The 17949-nt window shown below is 38.3% G+C and carries 16 protein-coding genes; 7 read left to right on the top strand and 9 right to left on the bottom strand.

Annotated elements, in window-relative coordinates:
- Nucleotides 1–43 precede the first annotated feature (43 nt).
- Entirely contained in the window at nucleotides 44–1054 is a 1011-nt protein-coding gene (gene adhP / locus I6E72_RS08740; RefSeq protein WP_007583268.1) for an alcohol dehydrogenase AdhP, read from the bottom strand.
- A gap of 204 nt (nucleotides 1055–1258) precedes the next feature.
- On the opposite strand from adhP, the gene I6E72_RS08745 reads away from it, so the two are divergent.
- Nucleotides 1259–1804, top strand: coding sequence for a GbsR/MarR family transcriptional regulator (locus tag I6E72_RS08745; protein WP_010552940.1), 546 nt, complete (start codon nucleotides 1259–1261; stop codon nucleotides 1802–1804).
- A gap of 40 nt (nucleotides 1805–1844) precedes the next feature.
- Here the strand turns inward: I6E72_RS08745 and I6E72_RS08750 are convergent, their stop codons facing one another.
- Both I6E72_RS08750 and I6E72_RS08755 read right to left on the bottom strand, forming a co-directional pair.
- Complete coding sequence (locus tag I6E72_RS08750; protein ID WP_165722028.1) at nucleotides 1845–2861, bottom strand: lytic murein transglycosylase; 1017 nt, start codon at nucleotides 2859–2861, stop codon at nucleotides 1845–1847.
- Complete coding sequence (locus I6E72_RS08755) at nucleotides 2854–3135, bottom strand: YcgL domain-containing protein (RefSeq protein ID WP_007583270.1); 282 nt, start codon at nucleotides 3133–3135, stop codon at nucleotides 2854–2856. The genes I6E72_RS08750 and I6E72_RS08755 overlap by 8 nt, the downstream gene beginning before the upstream one ends.
- A 155-nt stretch (nucleotides 3136–3290) precedes the next feature.
- On the opposite strand from I6E72_RS08755, the gene minC reads away from it, so the two are divergent.
- Genes minC through minE form a run of 3 tightly spaced genes read left to right on the top strand, consistent with a single transcriptional unit; the run spans nucleotide 3291 to nucleotide 5075 of the window.
- Nucleotides 3291–3995, top strand: coding sequence for a septum site-determining protein MinC (minC, locus tag I6E72_RS08760; protein WP_197111917.1), 705 nt, complete (start codon nucleotides 3291–3293; stop codon nucleotides 3993–3995).
- A 5-nt stretch (nucleotides 3996–4000) separates the two neighbouring features.
- Nucleotides 4001–4810 carry a septum site-determining protein MinD gene (minD, locus tag I6E72_RS08765; RefSeq protein ID WP_007583272.1) on the top strand — a complete coding sequence of 270 codons (810 nt, stop codon included), beginning with the start codon at nucleotides 4001–4003 and terminating at the stop codon, nucleotides 4808–4810.
- Between the two features lies 1 nt (nucleotide 4811).
- Complete coding sequence (gene minE / locus I6E72_RS08770) at nucleotides 4812–5075, top strand: cell division topological specificity factor MinE (protein WP_004334706.1); 264 nt, start codon at nucleotides 4812–4814, stop codon at nucleotides 5073–5075.
- Nucleotides 5076–5388: 313 nt separating this feature from the next.
- Here minE and rnd read toward each other — a convergent pair whose 3' ends face one another.
- From rnd to I6E72_RS08785, 3 genes are all read right to left on the bottom strand, one after another.
- A complete protein-coding gene (rnd, locus tag I6E72_RS08775; RefSeq protein WP_007583273.1) occupies nucleotides 5389–6519 on the bottom strand; it encodes a ribonuclease D in 1131 nt (376 codons plus the stop codon).
- A 51-nt stretch (nucleotides 6520–6570) separates the two neighbouring features.
- Complete coding sequence (gene fadD / locus I6E72_RS08780; protein WP_197111919.1) at nucleotides 6571–8223, bottom strand: long-chain-fatty-acid--CoA ligase FadD; 1653 nt, start codon at nucleotides 8221–8223, stop codon at nucleotides 6571–6573.
- Nucleotides 8224–8338: 115 nt separating this feature from the next.
- Nucleotides 8339–9190 carry an alpha/beta hydrolase gene (locus I6E72_RS08785; RefSeq protein ID WP_197111921.1) on the bottom strand — a complete coding sequence of 284 codons (852 nt, stop codon included), beginning with the start codon at nucleotides 9188–9190 and terminating at the stop codon, nucleotides 8339–8341.
- A 415-nt stretch (nucleotides 9191–9605) separates the two neighbouring features.
- Between I6E72_RS08785 and I6E72_RS08790 the strand changes: the two genes are divergently transcribed.
- Nucleotides 9606–10895, top strand: coding sequence for an alkaline phosphatase (locus I6E72_RS08790; protein ID WP_197111923.1), 1290 nt, complete (start codon nucleotides 9606–9608; stop codon nucleotides 10893–10895).
- Nucleotides 10896–11152: 257 nt separating this feature from the next.
- Here I6E72_RS08790 and I6E72_RS08795 read toward each other — a convergent pair whose 3' ends face one another.
- The 3 genes from I6E72_RS08795 to I6E72_RS08805 all read right to left on the bottom strand — a co-directional run bounded on the left by I6E72_RS08795 (nucleotide 11153) and on the right by I6E72_RS08805 (nucleotide 14178).
- Complete coding sequence (locus I6E72_RS08795; RefSeq protein WP_007580633.1) at nucleotides 11153–11482, bottom strand: hypothetical protein; 330 nt, start codon at nucleotides 11480–11482, stop codon at nucleotides 11153–11155.
- A 68-nt stretch (nucleotides 11483–11550) separates the two neighbouring features.
- Nucleotides 11551–12252: a tRNA (adenosine(37)-N6)-threonylcarbamoyltransferase complex dimerization subunit type 1 TsaB gene (gene tsaB / locus I6E72_RS08800; RefSeq protein WP_165722031.1), complete on the bottom strand. Its 702-nt coding sequence runs from the start codon at nucleotides 12250–12252 to the stop codon at nucleotides 11551–11553.
- Between the two features lie 9 nt (nucleotides 12253–12261).
- Nucleotides 12262–14178 (bottom strand): ATP-dependent DNA helicase, encoded by a 1917-nt coding sequence (locus I6E72_RS08805; protein ID WP_101163490.1) that lies wholly within the window; start codon nucleotides 14176–14178, stop codon nucleotides 12262–12264.
- Nucleotides 14179–14510: 332 nt separating this feature from the next.
- Between I6E72_RS08805 and I6E72_RS08810 the strand changes: the two genes are divergently transcribed.
- Nucleotides 14511–15794, top strand: a complete 1284-nt coding sequence (locus I6E72_RS08810; RefSeq protein ID WP_007580638.1) for a cation:proton antiporter — start codon at nucleotides 14511–14513, stop codon at nucleotides 15792–15794.
- Nucleotides 15795–16077: 283 nt separating this feature from the next.
- Nucleotides 16078–17934: a cytochrome c/FTR1 family iron permease gene (locus I6E72_RS08815; protein WP_024607773.1), complete on the top strand. Its 1857-nt coding sequence runs from the start codon at nucleotides 16078–16080 to the stop codon at nucleotides 17932–17934.
- The last annotated feature ends 15 nt before the right edge of the window (nucleotides 17935–17949 follow it).

Raw genomic sequence — 17949 nt, forward strand, 5'->3', positions numbered from 1 at the left:
TTTGTATTTTTACAAGCCGTGCTTTTTTGCTATGGCGATTTAATTAAATAGTAACCACTATGCGACCGTTAATTTCACCTTTGAGCATATCATCAAAAATTTCGTTAATGTCCTCTAAGCGTTTTTCTTCAATAATCGCTTTTACTTTACCTTGCGCTGCAAATTCCAAGCATTCTTGCAAATCTTTACGTGTACCAACAATAGAGCCCACTACTGACACGCCATTAAGCACAGTATCAAAAATAGGAAGCGGCATATCCTCTGGAGGTAATCCCACTAATACACATTTACCGCCACGGCGTACACTTTTATAAGCTTGTTCAAACCCAGCTTTAGATACCGCAGTACACACAACGCCATGCGCGCCACCTACTTGTTCAAAAATAGCTTCGCTAGGAACAACTTCTTTAAAGTCGAGTGTTATATCTGCGCCAAGCTCTTTAGCAAGCGCGAGTTTTTCTTTACCTGTATCAACAGCTATTACATTAAAACCCATTGCTTTAGCGTACTGTACTGCTAAATGACCAAGCCCGCCTACACCAACAATAGCAACCCACTGCCCAGGTTTAGCACCAGATACTTTTAATGCTTTATAGGTTGTAACACCTGCACAAAATAATGGAGCAGCTTCAGAAAAGCCTAATCCCTCAGGTATTTTTACAACGTAATCACCGTGAGCCAAACAATATTCTGCATAGCTACCATCAATAGAATAACCCGTATTATGCTGCGATAAACACAGTGTTTCTTTGCCATCTAGGCAAAACTCACAGTGTCCACATGCACTATAGAGCCAAGGAATACCCACTCTATCGCCAACTTCTAAGTGCTTAATGTTGCTTCCAACTTTATCAATAACACCAACTCCTTCATGCCCTGGAACTAATGGCATTTTTGGCTTTACCGGCCAATCACCATGACAGGCATGTAAATCGGTGTGGCAAACGCCACAAGCAGCTATTTTTACTAAAACGTCGTTTATTCCAACCTCAGGAATTGGCAGATCTGTTATTTGTAATTTACCTTTGTATTCATTATTAATTGCAGCTTTCATAGTCATTCCATCGTATGTGAAAAAATTAAAAATAAGGATTTATTTACGTATTGTTGTGTACAACATACCCCAATATAGATGTATAAATATTAATCTAAATCATACTTTAGTCGTTAAAATCAATTTATAAAATGGCTAAGAACTTGCTATCCAAAATGAGCGTGCTAGCATTTACTTTCTGAAATTACTGAAAGTTACTAAGCTATGAGTTTATCCGAAAAGAATTTTGCCTTTGTAATGCATTGTGGTGAGATGGGCAGCCGCTGGGGATTCAATCGTACGATTGGGCAAATGTGTGGTTTGCTGATTATTACTAAAAATCCAATGACAGCCAATGAGATTGCAGATGCGCTTAGTATTTCTCGCGGTAATGTAAGCATGGGTATTAAAGAGTTGCAATCGTGGCAATTAATTAAAGTGCAGCATATTCCTGGCGATCGAAAAGAGTACTACGCCCCTGCTGGCGATATTTGGGATATGGCAAATCGCGTATTTGAAGAACGTAAAAAGCGCGAAATTGAGCCCACCTTAACATTACTACGCGATAACTTATTAGACGAAGCCAGTAACGACGATGAGCTTTATGCACAAAAACAAATGGGGGAAATTCACAACCTACTTGAAACCGTCACTAAATGGTCATCAGAGCTGCAACGCTTAACGCCAGAGCAACTTAATAAGCTGATGAAGCTAGGTTCTGGAATTGGTAAAGTTATTGACTTAAAAGATAAAATATTCAAAAAAGAATAAAGCCGCAATTGCGGCTTTATTTATAGGTATATTTTAATAATTAGATTTTTGGATAACCAATTCTATCCGACAAGTAACCTACGCTAGTAGCAAAGTAATACGAGCGATTCCAATGCATAAATACTTTGTAGTTGTCGTACGCTAAGTACATACGGCCATTTATATCATCAGGCATAACCAGCGCAGCACGCACGTCCACATTAGGTAAATCAGAGCCATCAGCTTTACGTACACCGAGTGCTTGCCAATCAGCTAATGAACGCTCAGAATCATTCCAATATTCTAGCCACTGCTTGCGCGTTTTTGTACCACGCACTAAAACGTATTTACTATCAAAGTTTTCAGGTAACTGTACTTGGCGACCCCACGTAAGAGAGTCGTTCCAGCCTTCTTGCTTTAAATAGTTAGCAATTGAAGCAAAAGCATCTTCCTTTGTGGTCCAAATATCTTTACGGCCATCATTATTGTAATCAACCGCGTAAGCATTAAATGAAGTTGGCATAAATTGCGTTTGCCCCATTGCGCCTGCCCATGAGCCTTTAAATTTATCAAGCGTAATATGGCCCGATTTTAAAATGTCGAGTGCAGCCCAAAGTTGGCGTTTATAAAGCGCTTCTCGGCGTCCATCAAAAGCAAGTGTAACAAGTGACGAAATAACATTATGGCCACCTTGAATAGCGCCAAAGTTACTTTCAAGTCCCCACAATGCCACTATAAAGCGTGCTTGTACGCCAAACTCTTTCGCTACTTTTTCAAGTACATCTTTGTTTTCTGAATAAAGCTTGCGTGCGCGGTCTATTTTCCACTGTGGTACGCGTTTTGGTAAATACGTTTCAAGGGTTTCTTTTACTTCTGGCTGGTTTTTATCAGCCGAAACCACTTTTTCTTTATATGTTGCTGTTGCAAAAGCATCATCAATAAGTTTTGCTTCATAGCCTTTTGAGATGGCTTCTTGCTTTAAATTTGCTAAATAATCTTGAAATTCGGCCTGTGTTTTTGCCACCACAGATGAGCTTAAACATACACCACATAATATAACGATAAGTTTTTTAATCACTATCAACTCCATTTTCTTTTCGTAACTGACTTAGCAAATTTTGTTCCGGTGGAGGAAGTTGTAAATAATACCCCTGATCACTTAGTGCACCTTTTACTGCTTCTAAATCAGACCCACCTAAATGCTCACGTTTTGCTAAGTTGATGATCATCACATAAAGAGGTTGACCAAACATAGCCATTAAAGGTTCCGGAACTTTGTCAAAATCATCTCTTTTTTCAACAAATAAGAACGTATCCGCTTTTTTCTTACTTTTATATACTGCAGTGAGCATTATGACCCTATAAATTCTTGCTTAACAATGCCGCACACTATAACATGAGAGTAATAATAAGTTAGAAAAATTAGATTAGAAATTTCAATAAAGGCCCTATTCAGCCTACGTTTATCTAAAATTAATTTCTAATCAGACAATTCAATTGAGCGTGTATGTCGGACCAAATTTTTGAGTTAAAAGGGAATCTTTTTACGTTATCAGTTTTGCATCTTTATAGTACTGATATAAACCTTTTAGCAGAACAACTATATATAAAAATAGCCCAGGCCCCTAAGTTTTTTGAGGGTGCTCCTATTGTTGTTAATTTAATTGAAATTAAAAACAGTTCACTTGATTTTGTACACTTAAAGTCATTAATCGAGCGTATCAGCTTTAACGCTGTTGGTGTATGTAATGGCTCAGATGAGCAACATACACAAGCTAAAGCTGCTGGCTTATCTGTTTTGAATTATTCACAAGACGTTAAGAGCGAACCTGTTAAACAAGAGGCTAATACGTCGATTGTAGAAAAAACAGTGCATTTACCAGCGCAAATTATTAGCGGTACAGTTCGTTCTGGACAACAAGTTTATGCAAAAGATAGAGATTTGATAGTACTTGGCGCGGTTAGTCATGGTGCTGAAGTTATTGCCGATGGAAATGTGCATATTTATGGCACGCTACGCGGTCGCGCTATTGCAGGCGCAAAAGGTTTTAAAGAAGCACACATTTTTTGCCAAAAACTTGAGGCCGAGCTGGTTTCAATAGATGGTAACTACTGGATCAGTGATTCACTACAAGGTGAACATTGGGGAAATGCAGTGCAAATACAACAAAAAGACGAATCATTAGAAATTTCAGCTTTGGTTAAAGGATAAATCTCATGGCAAAAGTAATTGTCGTTACCTCAGGTAAAGGCGGTGTTGGTAAAACAACATCAAGTGCTGCAATTGGCACAGGCTTAGCGTTAAAAGGCTATAAAACAGTTATTATCGACTTTGATATTGGTTTACGTAACTTAGATTTAATTATGGGTTGTGAACGCCGTGTTGTTTATGACTTTGTAAACGTAATTAATGGTGAGGCAAACCTTAACCAAGCGCTTATTAAAGATAAACGTGTAGATAAATTATTTTTACTACCCGCTTCACAAACTCGTGATAAAGACGCATTAACTCGTGAAGGTGTTGAACGCGTATTAAACGAATTAAAAGAAGACTTTGATTACATTGTGTGTGATTCACCAGCAGGCATTGAAGCTGGCGCTATGATGGCAATGTACTTTGCTGACGAAGCAATCGTGACAACAAATCCAGAAGTGTCGTCAGTTCGAGATTCAGATCGTATTTTAGGTATTTTACACAGCAAATCAAAACGTGCTGAAGAAGGCCTAGAAAACATTAAAGAACACTTACTATTAACACGCTATAATCCTAGTCGTGTTGAAAAAGGTGAAATGCTATCGGTAGAAGATGTGCAAGATATTCTGTCAATCCCACTATTAGGTGTTATTCCTGAATCGCAAGCGGTATTAAGTGCTTCAAACTCAGGCCAACCTGTTATATTGGATACAGAATCTGATGCAGGCCAAGCTTATTCTGATGCAATTAACCGCTTACTAGGTGAAACCGTCGATTTTCGCTTCTTAGACGTTGAGAAAAAAGGCTTATTTAAACGGATTTTTGGAGGTTAACGTGTCTTTACTTGACTACTTCCGCTCAGAAAAGAAAAACAGTGCGTCACTAGCAAAAGAGCGATTGCAGATCATTGTCGCGCACGAGCGTTCTCAACGAGGAACGCCGGATTACTTACCACAATTAAAACAAGACATTTTAGATGTGATCCGTAAATACGTGAACGTAAGTACCGATGCAGTTCAGGTTCAGTTTGATCAGAACGAAGACGATTTAGCCGTACTTGAGCTAAACGTTACACTACCTGATGAAGAAAAGAAGTAATTGAAGAAAGGGCGCTTTATAAGCGCCCTCTTTATTTTCGCAATAACTTTCTAAATATCTACGTTTTAATCCCCTTCGTGCAACTAAAACTTAACTATGTAACACAAAAACTATAGATAATACCAATTCGCTTAATTAAGTGATCAATTTTGAGGATGGAAAAACGTGTTGATAGCTAGGCAAAAAAATCGCTATTTAGTTGTTCTAAATGAGATTTTTTTAACACAGGTAACGACACGTTTAGCGCCGCAAAATGATTAAGTATTATTGCGGATTGGTATAAGTATTACACAGTTAAAGAAAATATTTAGTCTTAAGTATCCCATTCTTTTAAAGCGTCTTTAACGTAGGTATATCGCCAAGAGCTCAGTAGGTCAGGCTTTATATGACTCTGTTTTTGCTCATTAGTTAGCTTCCAATTCCAACTAATCAGTTGATTGACTTGCTTTTTAGAGGCCATAACGTCTTCTGGTATATTGTGCTCTTTAGCTACTTTAGTGATTTTTTGTTTTATATCTTTTGCTACTTTTTTATAAGTAGGAAAATCAATTAAGCGCTTAAGTACATCAGGGTGCTGAGCATCTGGAACTTCTTTGGCAGCTTCAATACACTTTATTATATCGACACCAGAGCGATTAACTTCAATAGCTTCAACACCTGGAATTTGACGTAGAGCGTTTAAACTTGAAGGACCACGTTTGGCAATTTCAGTCATGTTATGTTCTTTTAACACAAAATTAAGCGCCAAATTTTTCTTGATAGCTTTATTTCTTCGCCATACAGCAAGCTCTTTTAACACCGCCAGTTCGTGCGGTTTAAGTTGCCATGCATTTTTAATATCTTTATATAAAAGTTCGTCAGGTGTTTGAAATGCACGTTTTTTGGCAATCAATTCACTTTCGTTTATTACAATGTCAAAGAAGCCAGCGGCATTAATGCGATCAATAATCAGCTCAAAACACGGTAATAAGTAAAAAGTATCAGCAGCCGCGTAGTCTAATTGTTTTTTAGTTAACGGGCGTTGCAGCCAGTTAGTGCGTGACTCGCTTTTATCTATTTCAATACCTTGCAGCTCTTTTACCATAAGAGCAAAACCCATACAGTTACCTTCACCGAGTAGCTGCAACGCAAATTGTGTATCAAATAATGGGGCTGGGACAAAGCCTGCGTACTTTTGAAAAACTTCAATATCTTCTGAAGGAGAATGCAGTACTTTTAAAACTGCAGGATCTTTAAGTATTTCCCAAAAATCAAATAGTGAAAGTTCCGCTAATGGGTCAATAAGCGCTAAATGCTCACCATCAAAAACTTGGATAAGTGCAACTTCTGGATACAAAGTACGACGACGCATAAACTCAGTATCAATAGCTAAAATAGGTTTATTTTTTATTTGTTCAACAAAAGTGTTCAGTTGATTTTGGGTTTCGATCAATTGGTATTGCACTTAATCTCCTACAATAAAAAAGCCGACATATGTCGGCTTTTTTATAGGTTGCTAATCTTTCAAGGCTCTTCGGAGTATCTTACCTACGTTAGTTTTAGGTAACTCATCCCTAAACTCTACCAGCTTGGGGACCTTGTAATTAGTTAAATTATCACGACAGTGACTTATTATATCTTTTTCAGTTAAAGAAGGGTCTTTTTTCACAACAAAAACTTTAACTTGTTCACCACTTACATCGTGAGGAATACCGATAGCAGCTACTTCAAGCACACCTTCGTGCATAGCCACTACTTCTTCAATCTCATTAGGGAAAACATTAAAGCCAGATACGATGATCATGTCTTTTTTACGATCTACAATAAAGAAGAAACCTTCGTCATCATAAGTCGCAATATCACCTGTAGCAAACCAGCCGTCTTTTAAACATTCAGCGGTTGCATCTGGTCGTTTGTAATAACCAACCATGACTTGCGGGCCTTTAACACAAAGCTCGCCAGGTTCACCTTTAGCGGCTTCTTCGCCGTTATCTAAAACCAATTTAATATCAGTGTTAGGCGCTGGTAAACCAATAGAGCCATTATATGCTTTCAAATCAAAAGGACTAATAGTAACTAAAGGAGAACATTCTGTAAGGCCATAACCTTCCATTAATTTTGAGCCAGTCACTTTTTGCCATTTTTCAGCAACAGGACGTTGAACGGCCATACCGCCGCCTAAAGACATTTTTAAATGACTAAAATCAAGTTCAGCAAAACCTGGTGTGTTTAATAAACCGTTAAATAATGTATTAACACCGGTAATAGCTGTGAAATTATGTTGACCCAGCTCTTTAACAAACCCAGGCATATCTCGTGGGTTTGTAATTAATATATTTAAACCACCGTACTTCATAAATGTTAGGCAGTTAGCTGTTAAGGCAAATATATGATAAAGCGGTAAAGCAGTCACAACCACTTCTTCACCACGGTTTAACACTTTGTCTAAACAACCTGAAACTTGTTCAAGGTTACCAACCATGTTGCCATGGCTCAGCATTGCCCCTTTAGATACACCTGTTGTGCCGCCGGTGTACTGTAAAAATGCAAGATCAGACAAGCTCATTTCAGGGCGCGTATATTTAGCTTCATCTGCAGCTAAAACGTCTGAAAATTTAATTGTGTTAGGCAAGTTGAACTTTGGCACCATTTTTTTAATGTGCTTCACAACAAAGTTAACGACATGCTTTTTAAGCCCGCCAACCATATCGCCTACTTGCGTAACCACGATATGTTTAACATCAGTATGAGCAAGTGACTTTTCAAGTGTGTCAGCAAAGTTTGCTAGGATGAAAATAGCCGTAGTGTCAGAGTCTTTTAGCTGATGCTCTAATTCACGTACTGTGTAAAGTGGGTTAACATTTACAACCACACAACCTGCACGCAAAACACCTAAAATTGTGACTGGTGTTTGTAGTAAATTAGGCATCATTACGGCAACTTTGTCGCCTTTGTTAAGACCCAAATCATTTTGAATATAGGAAGCAACTTTTTTTGTTGCTGTGTCTATTTCATCGTAAGACATCGTTTTACCCATATTCGTAAATGCAGGTAAATCGGTGTAGTCACTAAAACTTTTTTCGAACACTTCGAGTAACGAGTTGTAATGCTCAGGATCGATTGTTTCAGGCATACCCTCTGGGTAGCGCTTAAGCCAGACTTTTTCCACTCTTAGCCCCTGTTTATAATTATATTTTTATTAACCTTAATCTAAGTAAGGCGCTTTAACAATTGAGCAAATACTCTAATGCAGGAATAATCCCACATTTAACACAAACTTACAATTAACATGCACCATTTTGCAGCATAAAGTCTTGAATATGCTCAAAACAGTGTTCACTGCTTTGCATGTGGCAATGATGCCCACCATCTACATTAATGACCTTCAAGCTATTGTAATAACTAATATACTTTGCCAAATTTTGTTTTACAAACGAATAACCTTCGTTACCTAAAATTAATTGACATGGTGCAATTAAATCTTTTATTGCACCAATACATTGCGCCTCATCAAACCTAAAACCTGAGTGATTTTTGAGCTTTGGATCTGTTGTTAGCGCAAAACCATCTAAAACCTGTTTTATATTTCGCTGCATTAATAGCGTAATAAGCTCGCTATTTAAATCGGTTGTTTGAGCGCGTGCTTCATAAATAAGTTCTTTCGATTTATAAATTCTCGACTTTTTATTTTTTAAACGCGCTCTATTTAGTACTGCACTTTTTAACTGTTCACACACGCCTTCACTAGGGGTTGTAACACAACCAATTCCCTCAATAAAGGTAACAGACTTTACATAATCGCTAAAGCAGCTAGCAAAAAGACCTGCAACCATAGCTCCCATTGAATGACCTACTAAATGTACTTTTTTAACACCAAGCGCATTTATAAGTTGGTACACATCGTCAATATAATCAACAAAATAATAGTGTGCATCATCACTTCGCCAAGACGATAAACCGTGCCCAACAAAGTCAATGCAGTACCAAGTGTGTTTTGGGTTAACGTTGTTTAACATTGGCATAAAGCTATGGCAGTTGTCTAACCACCCATGCAACGCTATTACTATTTCGTTCCCTAAACCTACTTTTAAGCCATGAATATTTAAATTATTGGTTTCAATATTAAATGGCTGCACGGTAAGTCCTTTATTAATTTAGAGCATCATTATTTATAGCATACAAGTTGTCAGACCACTAACTTAGAAAATGGTGCCAAATTCACGATTTAATTATCTTCCTGGTATCAAATATAGCACTGAGTAGAAAACCAAACTCAATATTTTCAATAACTTAAAAATGGAGTAATAAGCAAAGTTTTTTTAACATATTAATTTTGAGTACCTTTTAAACAAATAAAAGGTGAGAGCACCATATATAGATAGCTTATAACTAGTATAATTTAAATAAATAGAACTAACAGCGTTAACTACAATTCTATGTATATAAAATCAAAGTATAAATTATAAATATCTCAGATATTCATTTATTTATCATCCTATCTGTATACAATATCAGCGGCTATTAAATAAGGTACACTCATAAGGTACAACCATGAAAAAACAGATCAGCTTATTGGCACTTTTATGCACCGCTTCTGGTGCCTACGCAGAATCAGCACCTAAAAATGTAATTTATATGATTGGTGACGGCATGGGTCCGGCTTACACCACGGCTTATCGCTATTTTAAAGATGACCCTGCAACAAAAGAAGTAGAAGGCACGGTTTTTGACACTATTTTAAAAGGCATGGCTCATACCTACCCTGACGACCATACTTATGTAACAGACAGTGCAGCGGGTGCTACAGCGCTTAGTAGCGGTCATAAAAGTTATAATGGCGCGGTTGGTGTAGATACAGACAAAAAACCAGTTAAAACTATGCTTGAAATAGCAAAAGAGCGTGGTATGACAACAGCGCTTGTTGTAACGTCACAAATAAACCATGCAACACCTGCTAGCTTTACAGCTCACAATGAATCTCGTTACAACTACGATGATATTGCCAACGATTATATTGATAATAAGATTGCTGGTAAATTACCCGTTGATTTAATGCTAGGTGGCGGTACTAAATATTTTATTCGAGATGACCGTAATTTAGTTGAAGAATTTAAAGCGGCAGGTTATCAATACGGTGACGATATTAATAATCTGGGCCAAATCACACAAATACCTGCCATTGGTTTGTATGCAAGCAAAGGCCTGCCATTTGCACTTGATATAAACCCAACTCGCCTTACTCAGTTAACATCTAAAGCGCTTGGTTTACTAGATAACCAGAACGAAGAAGGCTTTTTTGTGATGATTGAGGGCAGCCAAATTGATTGGTGTGGTCACTCTAACGATATAGCCTGTGCGATGGCTGAAATGGACGACTTTGCTAAATCAATCGAAAAAGCAAAAGCGTACGTTGATAAAAATAAAGACACTATACTTGTAGTTACAGCCGATCACTCAACGGGCGGCTTAACTATTGGTTCGCACGGCCAATTTAAATGGGAAACAGACGTAATTAAAGGTGTTAAGGCAACGGCTAGTAAGTTAACAGACAAACTTATGGAGTCTAAAGACTTAAAACCAGTATGGACTGCTAACACCAATATTGAATTTACAACCGAAAACCAAATCAAACTAGAGCAAGCTAAAAAAATGGGCGAAAAAGCGCTTAATTTAGCTGTTAAAAGTATTATTAGTGATGCGAGCTTTACTGGCTGGACAACCGGCGGACACACCGCTGTAGACGTTCAAGTATTTGCCTATGGCAAAGGCAGTGAGCAATTTATTGGCTCACAAAATAATACTGATATTGCCGATAAGCTAATTGGCTTTATTGAACAGTAATACCAATCCGCAATAATACTTAATCAATTTGAGGGGTTAAATCTGACGTTAACTACGTTAAAAATTTCTGATATAGAACAACTAAATAACGAAATTTTTGCCTTGTTATCGACACGATTTTCTTCCCTCAAAATAGATCACTTAATTAAGCGAATTGGTATAATTTCACCTCGTTTTTGACACAAAAAGCCCGAACACATGTTCGGGCTTTTTATTGAATTTTATCACTGTATTTATCTAAAACGTTTGAATGAGCTTTAAGCGTATATATCAACGCCTATTAAATTTTGTACTTCGGCTCTGCGTTCTAAATTGGCAAATTCAGTATAAGTAGAAATCGCTTTACTTACTTGAGCTGTCGGTTGGTCGTAAATTGTTTGGCTGTATTCATTGCTTTTAGCACTGCTTTTAAACAGTTGATTAGCCAGTTCGACGCCCTCGACACTGCTTTTTACATAATCGGTATTCGTTTTTTGAGCAGCCGGCTGGTCTAATAAACTCTGTGGTTTATTAGTAACAACTTTAGTAGGGCTAACCCTACCCGGAATATCTCCGGTAAAAAAACCTGAACCAATAGGCAGCGTCATTACGCGTCTCCAACCTTAATATTACATAAAATTATGATTTAAAAACAACCAATTTGCAAATAATATGATTACTCACGTCCTGGTAGCTTTTTCCACGTTACCGTATCGCGCACATATTTAGGTTGAGCGTCACTCGCTTTTACAACGTCACCCGCTAAAAACGCGGCTTCAACATGCGCTAACATATAACGCGCATCAGGCAATGTAATATCAGTATTAATTGTCACGTTTTCAAAGTCATTAAGCGCATCAGGATAGGTTTTAAAGCCTGTGCCCACCGCTACAGATGGCTCACTGGTCGCTATATAGTCATTGTTTAGTAAATCAGGTTTTATAACGCACTCTTGGTTAACTAAAAGCATTAGATTATTTTGCGCTTGGTAATGTGCAAAGTATATCTCCCCCATACGCGCATCTATGCTTGGATAAACACTCACACTACCGTTTTGTTCAAACGCTTGTTGCGCCATAATAGCCAAAGTAGACACACCTACAAGCGGCAAATTAGTTGAATACGCTAAACCTTGTGCTATTGCTACACTAATTCGCACACCAGTAAAACTGCCCGGGCCTTGCCCAAAACCAATGACATCTAAGTCTTTTAATTTACAGTTTGCTTTAGTTAATAGCTCATCCACAAGTGGAAGTATTTTTTGGCTATGTTGCTGCGGACATTCTTCAAAATGATGAAATGTTTGGCCCTGAAAATGTAAAACAATTGAAAGTGCTTCAGTTGAAGCATCAAGGGCAAGAATATTACTTTTGATCATTTTATTACTCTAATTAATTTGTTTTAAAAATGTATTGGCATCTTCTAAGCTTCGCGTGCGGCGCATCGGCGGTAAGCTTTTTAAAAATACTTGGCCATATTGGCGTGTAACTAAGCGATTATCGCATATTACAAGTACGCCTTTGTCTTTACTATCTCGAATTAAACGCCCTACACCTTGTTTTAGCGCAATAACAGCCTGCGGTAATTGTATGTGTGAAAAAGGGTCTTTTCCCTGCATTTGGCAATCTTGCATTTTAGCTTGAAGCAATGGATCGTCAGGGGCTGCAAATGGCAATTTGTCTATAATAACACAGCTTAACGTGCTGCCGCGTACATCAACGCCTTCCCAAAAAGAAGCCGTGCCGAGTAATACCGCATTACCATGGCGGGTAAATTTCTCTAAAATAATACGCTTAGACATTTGCCCCTGCATATAAACTGGGTAGTCTATTTGTGTAGTGAGCCCTTCGGCAACTAAGTGCATCATTCGATAGCTCGTAAATAACACAAAACAACGCCCTTGCGCTGACTTTATAAGCTCAAGTGTTAATTTTACAATCGCATGCGGCATATTATCAGCGTGTGATTCGGGTAAGTAACGCGGTAAACATAGCAACGCCTGATTAGGGTAATCAAATGGGCTATCTACCATCATGCTTTGTTTTGGTTTTAAACCAAGGCTTGCATTAAAATGCTCTAGTTTGTTGTCGACCGAAAGTGTTGCTGAAGTAAATACAAAGCCTGCGCCCGTGTCTTGCATCATTTGAGCAAATTTAGCTGATACATTTAATGGCGTTATATTAATAGTTAAATAACGGCGCGTTGTTTCATACCAGTAACTAAAACCGGTTTGGGCTGTATCAAAAACCCGCTCTAACTGCCCTTTAAACGCAAGTGCACGCTCAAACGGGTGCTCAATTTTGTCGCTTCTATCTAGGCAAAGTTTAAGTACTTGATAAACAAAATCTAAATCACTAATGACGCGGTGAAGCGCCGCGCATATTTGTTTATCACTTAGCTTTTCTCGCCAATCGCCTCGACTGCCATCAACACCAAACTGTAATCGTAAATCAGCAACGCTTGTTTCAAGCTTATTTAAGCTTTTACCTAGCTGCAGCATATCGGGAATTTCGGCTCTATAAATAGCACGTAAATCATTAATTAAATCCACCAGCTTTTTAGTACTAATACTCTCACCAAAATAATCACTGGCAATTTCGCTTAACTGGTGGGCTTCATCAAATATATACGCGTCAGCTTTTGGCATAAGTTCAGCAAAGCCACTTTCTTTTACAGCCATGTCGGCAAAAAATAAATGGTGATTAATCACAACTACATCGGCATCGGCCGCAGTTAAACGTGCTTTGCGTATATAACAGCTTTGAAAATCTGGACACTCTTTACCTAAGCAATTATCGGCTGTTGAATTTACATAAGGCAGTACTTTCGCGTCATCTTCTATACCAATACAATCGGCTAAATCGCCTGACTGCGTTTCACTGGCAAACTTAGCCACCATCGCTAGTTGGTGCATTACGTCGGAGTCATCAGTAGGCACATGCGCAACATGCTGATTAAGTCGGTAGGTACATAAGTAATTGGCACGCCCTTTTAATAAGGCGGTTTTTTTAGAAGCACCAAGCGCTTTCACTAATTGAGGTAAATCGCGGTGGTATAACTGTTCTTGTAAGGCTTTAGAACCAGTCGATATTATCGTTCGGCCTTTTGATTTAAGTGCAGGGGCTAAATATGCAAATGTTTTACCAGTACCCGTGCCTGCTTCAACAACTAATTGCGAACTGTTTTTTAATGCATCTGCAACAGCTACTGCCATATCAATTTGTGGTTGGCGAGGCGTATATCCATCTAACGATGACGCCAAAGGCCCGGTTGCACTAAACAGCTGTTTGATAATACCAATCACTTTAAAATAAATAATAGCGGGATTTTACGTAAGCAAAGCATTTAGGGCAAGTAATTACAAAATCGACTTTTATTTTATGATGCAACACACGTTTCAATAATGTGATTAACCACTAAAGTTTACAACAAACACTGTATTTATAACGTACATTTAATTTAATAATGACAATATTTACAAAGCCACATTTCCTATTAACTCTTACTAAAAACAATCCTCATTAAAAGCTATATTTAGGCATAAATACTGTGACTCTCAAATATTACAGGAGTAACATACGCGGGTTTATAATCCTCCTTTTTGTGTGTCGTTTAAAAAATAGTTAAGGTTAATCAATGAATGCTTGGTACCTCATTTGTTTTCTCTCTGCAATTGCAATTTTTATAGCCTTTGCAAACCAGTACATCCTCAAAATGCAAACTACCATTGCCATTACTACTGGCTCTGTGGTTATTTCTTTATTACTGATTATTGCAGTAAAATTATTAGGCGATCAGAACGCATTAGCAATGACCCAAATTGTTTCCAGTATTGACTTTAACGAGTTACTACTTAAAGGCATGTTGGGGTTTTTACTTTATGCGGGTGCGCTCGAAATAAACCTACTTGCCCTGCGTAAGCAGCGGTGGGAAATTACTGCACTGGTCTTGTTTTCAACCATTGCCTCCACATTTATAGTGGGTTATTTAAGCTTTTATTTATTTTCAGTTTTTGGTTTTGATGTCCCTTTTATTTATTGTTTACTGTTTGGCGCGCTTATTAGCCCAACCGACCCTATCGCTGTACTTGCTATTATTAAACAAATGCGAGCGCCAGAAGGCATCTCAGTTCAAGTAGAAGGTGAGTCGCTATTTAACGATGGTATTGGTTTAGTTATATTTACCACTATATTTTCTGTTGCTTTTTATGGCACAGATGCACAATTTGGTGACATAGCAGAGCTATTCTTTGTTGATGCAATAGGAGGCATTGCGTTTGGTTTAGTCATTGCATTAGTTGGCCACTTTTTAATTATTAATAGCCGCGATGTAAATATTCGCTTATTAATTACCTTAACTATCCCAACAGCAGGTTTTGCAGCAGCAAATATTTGGGAAATATCTGGCGCACTTGCCATGGTAACCAGTGGCATATTAATGGGTAACATTACTCGTACTAAAGCAACCGAGCGCACGGGCCCCGAAGACACCCGCTACGTAAAAGATTTTTGGCATGCAACCGACAGCTTTCTAAATGCTCTACTGTTTTTAATAATAGGTATGCTAATAGTCACTATGCCAATCACGCTTGGCGAAATTGGTTTAGGGTTATTAATGGTACCTGTTGTACTGCTAGCACGCTTTATAAGTGTAGGCGCACCATTTGTAATTTTTAAACGCTTTAGAACTTACGATAAACACAGTGTTAAAATTTTGACCTGGGGTGGACTACGTGGTGGCCTTGCTCTGGCAATGGCGGCAGCAATCCCACGCGAGCAAGTTTTTGTAGGCGGTTCAGACCTACATAACCTAATCGTTATTGTTACTTACGTAGTGGTTATATTTTCTATTATTGTACAAGGCTTAACTATTTCGCCGCTTATTCAAAGCAGCATTAAGTCAGCTGAGCAAGCCAAGTAATAAATGCTTTGTCTGCAACACACCCAGTAACCAAGTTATTATAAAAATCACTTGGTTACTGTTACTCACGTGTTACAAAAACACTTTAAAGTTCTATAAATTGTTATCCTTTTTATTTATCTGCTTTGTTTAAATTAATCCGCTTGAAATGCAAATGAAAACAATTATAATTTTGACTTTTCCTCTGCAGGGCTTTTCGATGTCCATAAATAATTCTCACATGTTTTTAAATTTTGTGTCTCTGAGCAAACGACAATTTCAATGTTTTTTTATGCTTTTTATAATGGTCATGGCAAGCTTTAGTGTTTCAGCCTCGCCTAATGAGCAAACAAAAATAAAACAAATTGCACAGCTTGCAGAGTATGTAGGTGTTGATTACGTGGCAGCTGTTGGGAATGGTGAAATACTTGATCCTGACGAATATCAAGAAATGACTGAATTTTCGCACGTTATTATTGAGCAAGCTGGACAGCTATCAAGCCAAACAAATGAGTTTGATACAGTAAAGGCACAAGCTAAAGCCCTGCATACAGCGATTGCCAATAAAGCGAGTGTTGCCGATGTACGTGCAGCAAGCTCTGCGCTTCGTGAGTCGCTACTTACCTTTATGCCGCAACTATCGTTACCTACATCACTACTTCCTGTTGAGCAAACCAAAGCGCTTTTTTCTGCTAACTGTTCAATGTGTCACGGCCCTAGTGGTCAAGGCGACGGCCCGCTTGCAAAAAACTTATCGCCAGAGCCTACCAACTTTACCGATGAAGAACGCGCAACTAACCGCTCATTAATGGGGTTATTTGACGCTGTAAGTAACGGTATTAACGACACGCCAATGGTTGCTTTTACTCAATTTAATGAACAACAACGTTGGTCTTTAGCTTTTTATGTAGGTAGCTTGGCATTTAAAGATGTTCAAAAACCACAAAATCTAGAGCAAAACATTACCGCTTCGCAGATTGTAAACTTAAACCCTGCACAATTATCGGCAGGTCAAAGTGAAGCACAAGCACATTACGTTAAATGGCTTCGTGGTAATCCAGAGCAACTATTTACCGGTAAAAAGAATCCGATAACGGTTACTCGCACGCAGTTACTTGCAGCACAAGCCGCGCATGCTAAAGGCAATTACTCACAAGCAAGTGATTTAGCAATTAGCGCTTACCTAGATGGCTTTGAGCTTGTTGAAAACAACTTAAATGCCTACGACGAAACACTGCGTAAAAACATCGAAGTACAACTGATGAACCTGCGCCAAACATTTAAAAACGAGAAAGATGCAGCCATCGTTGACGAAAAAGTAAGTGCAGCGCTAGCTCAACTCGCTAAAGCAGATAGCATGCTAAACGAAACCAAACTAACTGATGGTGCACTCCTCTCAGCGAGTTTAGTTATATTACTACGCGAAGGCCTAGAAGCACTCCTCGTTATTATTGCCCTTATGACCGTACTTATTAAAACTAAACGCCAAGACGCACTTAAATATGTACATGTTGGTTGGGTAACCGCACTTATTGCTGGTGGTTTAACGTGGGCTGCGGCGCAAACATTAATAGAAATAAGTGGTGCAAGTCGCGAAGTTATGGAAGGTGCTGGTGCATTGTTTGCCGCTGTAATTTTACTTTATGTTGGCGTATGGATGCACAGTAAAACCAGTGCGCAGCAATGGCAAAAATACATCAAAGACAATATAGATAAGCGCCTTGAGTCGGGTACATTATGGGGTTTAGCAGGGCTTTCTTTTATTGCCGTATACCGTGAAGTATTCGAAACCGTACTGTTCTATCAGTCTTTATTAACGCAAAGCTCGCCTGCCCAATATTCATCTATTGCTTCGGGTTTTGCGATAGCTGTAGCAATACTGGCTATTATTACGTGGGTATTGATTAAGTACTCAATTAAATTACCGGTTGCTAAGTTTTTTGCAATTACCACTTACCTATTATTTGCACTCTCGTTTGTGCTTATGGGCAAAGCTGTTATTGCATTACAAGAGGCCGACATAATAGGTATTGCGCCGCTACCAATGAGCTTTGATATTGCATGGCTTGGTATAAAATCAACATGGCAAGGTATTGTGGCTCAAATATGTGTGTTCGCTATATTTAGCTTTTATATATTTAAAAGCAAAAACCAAGAGTAATGCCGATCTGCTTAA

This window comes from Pseudoalteromonas sp. NSLLW24 (assembly GCF_015864725.1).
Taxonomy (GTDB): Bacteria; Pseudomonadota; Gammaproteobacteria; order Enterobacterales; family Alteromonadaceae; genus Pseudoalteromonas; species Pseudoalteromonas arctica.